We start from the raw sequence: 3,028 nt of genomic DNA on the forward strand, positions 1-3,028 counted from the left end.
GCTAATTACAACCATGTTCTGGTTGGGCTTGGGACTATGTATCCAACTGGAACGTAGTAAAAAGTATTGTGGAGTGATTCATCTCTGGGCTGAAGCCCAGAGGATTCTCACTCCATTTTGACTAAAAGGAATATATGAATCAAATATCAAGGATGGTTTGATATTCAAAGGTGGAACTGCAATCAAAAAAGTCTATTTTCCAGAGACCCGGAGATTTTCTCATGATTTAGATTTTACTGCTTTATGTTTGGACAGCAAGAATATAGAGAATCAATTAAAAGAGGTTTTTGATGATATCGAGGGAAAATCCTTAATAAAACTTAAATTTAAATCGTTTCATGCAACGTCTGGTAGCATAATTGCAAATGTACAGTTCCTGGATCCATTAAATGCTAAGAATAGAATAAGACTGGATATAACTCTTGATGAGAAGGTTATCACAGAACCTGTCTTGAAGGTAACGGACTCGCAATACCCAGATATTGGAAGATATGAGATTAGAGTTTACTCTCTTGAAGAAATTTTAGTTGAGAAAACAAGGAGCATATTACAGAGAGGCAAAAGTAGAGATTATTATGATGTATGGATGCTATTAAAAGTAAAAAAATTTGATTTGAAAGAGATCAGAAAATTATTGATAGAAAAATGCCGATTTAAAGGAATTGAATTCGACTCAGAACTAATTTTTAATGAAACCAAATTGAATAATGCAAAAAGATTCTGGGAAGTCGGATTGAAGGACCTGGTAAAAGAATTGCCAGATTTCGATTTGGTCATAGATGAACTAAAACATGAATTAAGAAAATTATAAGTTAGAAATGTGTAAAAAGAAAGATGCTGTGTAAATAATTCAAAGATTTATGGGATTGGAGTAGGGCAAGTGAATTATTCTATACGGCATATTTTTGCAATTTTTTAAAAGATTCACAAAGTTTCTGCACATATCATAATGATTTTCCTTCCAGCACCACCATCGCCAGAGTCAAATGAGATTTTCCCTTTGGCACAATAGGATTATTAGCAAATTCCAACAACTTTCATTGCTTTGATTCAACTAATGGATTCTCCCTTATCTGAATGAGCTCTCAAATGCTTCTTTGACGTCTTTTATATCAAGCAAAAGAAAATCTTTTTCCCATGCAAAGTCCCTGCACTTCTCTGTAAAACCATTTTTTGAAAAAAGCATGTACCGTTTTTCACCTTTCCAATTTACGAGTTTACTTTTCTCTACCAGACTTTCTGCTACATTAACATCAACTTTTTTGTTTCCCCACTTCACCTCACCAAGCAACATTTCTTCATCAGAAAAGGCACACACATCTACTTCATTTCCTGATCTATCCCACCACGAACCTATTTTTTTAAACGATACATCGAGATTTTTTAGTTTCCTGTTATTATAATGGATCATAAGTTCTTGGATTACGTTTTCGTATGTTCTTCCAACGAAGGCATTCATCTGTTCTTTAAATTGGTCAAGGATTGCATCAAAGTTTCCAATTTCCATAAACGATTTGTTTTTGTAGATGAACTCAAACCAGAATTTTAATAAGTTGTCCTTCAAGAAATATCTTCCTTTCTTTGACTTGAATTCAATTTCTGTAACAGGTATCTTTTTTACCACGATGTCATATTCATTTACTAATTCTGACAGATACTTGCTCAGAGTCGTTGGTAATGAGCCGACAGCATTTGCTATCTCCACTACTGTACTTTTTCCCCGACTTATGGCTTCCAGTATTGAGAAATACATTCTGTAAGACCCACCGAATTCTCTTATCAGTATGTCATATCCTTCATTCAGCAATGGTGCACCAGCTGCTAGGAAAGCTTCTCTTATGATTTTTTTAACGTCTTTTCTACCAAATAATTCTAAGATTTCGTAGTACTTTGGAACTCCACCAAATATGCTGTACATCAATATTTTATCTACCTCTTTTTTGTACCCAATATCATCGAGAATTGTTCTAGTTTGCAGGTAGGTAAAAGGTTCAATTTTAAAGGATCCCGTTATTCTGCCATAGAGGGGTTGTTTGCTGTCCACGAATATTTTTTTCATTAATCCTACATAGGAGCCTATACAGAATAGCAGCATTTTGGTGGAATCCTTGTTTTCATCCCATTCTTTTTGCATGATTGAGAACACACTTTTATCTACTCTGTTGAAATTCTGAAATTCATCAAATATTATGATTGTGTGTCTTTCTGCTATTTTGGAGAGATATCTAAAGAATTCTTCCCAATTCTTGAAGCTGGGAGAATAACCCATGACGCTCTCTATCTGCTGTTTAAAGTCATCCAGTAAAAGGGGTGTTTCTTTTTCCGTTACGAAGAAGTAAATTGAGTTTTCTTTTCCCTCTATGAACTCCCTTATCAACCTTGTTTTCCCAACTCTCCGTCTGCCTGTAACGATGCTCATTATTGATTTTTTTTTGGACATATTGTAATAATCTTCCATTTTTTCTAGTTCTTTCTTCCTATCGTAGAATTTCATATTATCCAAACCTTCAATTATTCTAAATAGAATAATTTATTATAAAGTTTTCTAAAAGATTTCAATAATTTTCTTTCCAGCATTACCAGAGCCAAATGAGATTTTGATTTTGGTGCAATAGGATTTTTAGATGTTTAACTGGGCAAGAACCTTCCTAGTTCCAGAACCGAACTTTTTGGAATAGTTGCATAGTCTTTCCATATCAAATTCGTCTATAGCCATATCGTTAACTAAGGAATTCACTTCCTCTACGTTTAAATCCCCATTTTTCACGCATCGTATGTAAATGAGATCGAGCAATGCTTTTTCAGGTTCAGCCACCAATACTGTTCCTTCTCTCCAGTATCCCCAAAATAGGGAATGGCTGATCTGGTGATATTCATATGTTGCTCTATCTTTTCTGTAAGTATATGGTAGTTTGGTGGTCACAAGCGTAAGCGTATATACTCTTTGACTGAGTATTCCCTGTTTTGAAAGAGCGTATTCCATAGAAAGGTATGAGGGATAGCGGATAATCATAGCTATCTCTTCAGA

3 protein-coding genes are annotated in these 3,028 nt (G+C 34.5%); 1 reads left to right on the top strand and 2 read right to left on the bottom strand.

Translation table 11 applies throughout. From position 1 onward, the window contains the following. Window positions 1–145: 145 nt before the first annotated feature. Window positions 146–811, top strand: a complete 666-nt coding sequence (locus U9O96_00275) for a nucleotidyl transferase AbiEii/AbiGii toxin family protein (protein MEA2053546.1) — start codon at window positions 146–148, stop codon at window positions 809–811. Window positions 812–1,069: 258 nt separating this feature from the next. On the opposite strand, the gene U9O96_00280 is transcribed toward U9O96_00275, so the two are convergent. Both U9O96_00280 and U9O96_00285 read right to left on the bottom strand, forming a co-directional pair. Next, window positions 1,070–2,494: an ATP-binding protein gene (locus U9O96_00280; protein ID MEA2053547.1), complete on the bottom strand. Its 1,425-nt coding sequence runs from the start codon at window positions 2,492–2,494 to the stop codon at window positions 1,070–1,072. Window positions 2,495–2,620: 126 nt separating this feature from the next. Next, window positions 2,621–3,028 (bottom strand): hypothetical protein (locus tag U9O96_00285; GenBank protein MEA2053548.1); only part of this gene is annotated, 408 nt, incomplete at its 5' end.

It is taken from the genome of Candidatus Thermoplasmatota archaeon, from assembly GCA_034660695.1.
Lineage (GTDB): Archaea > Thermoplasmatota > E2 > UBA202 > DSCA01 > JAYEJS01.

Excerpts from the sequence above, each read along its gene's own strand:
- U9O96_00280 (MEA2053547.1), bottom strand. The coding sequence starts at position 2,494 with ATGAAATTCTACGATAGGAAGAAAGAACTAGAAAAAATGGAAGATTAT.